Origin of the sequence: Pseudomonas sp. UBA6276, assembly GCF_002438365.1 — a bacterium.
GTDB classification, from domain to species: Bacteria; Pseudomonadota; Gammaproteobacteria; order Pseudomonadales; family Pseudomonadaceae; genus Aquipseudomonas; species Aquipseudomonas coleopterorum.
Window position 1 is genome coordinate 5,668 of the sequence record NZ_DJUS01000024.1, and the last position, 245, is coordinate 5,912.

Consider the following 245-nt stretch of genomic DNA (forward strand, 5'->3'; position numbering starts at 1 on the left):
TTCGGCGCCAGCGAAGTGTTCTGCGTCGACGCTTCGGGCTTCGCCCTCGATGGCGTCGAGCGCAATGCCGCGCTCAATGGCTTCGCCGAGAAAGTCACCTGCGTGGAAGGTGACGTGTTCGAGGCCTTGAAAGAACTCAAGGCCGCCGAAGAGCGCTTCGACGTGATCGTCGCCGACCCACCTGCGTTCATCAAGCGCAAGAAGGACTTGAAGAACGGCGAAGGCGCCTACCGCCGCCTCAACGA

Annotated in this window: 1 protein-coding gene; it reads left to right on the forward strand. The window is 62.0% G+C overall.

The window, feature by feature from the left end:
• On the forward strand, positions 1-245 hold a 245-nt coding region (locus B2V21_RS03370), incomplete at both ends, for an RsmD family RNA methyltransferase (protein ID WP_286916030.1).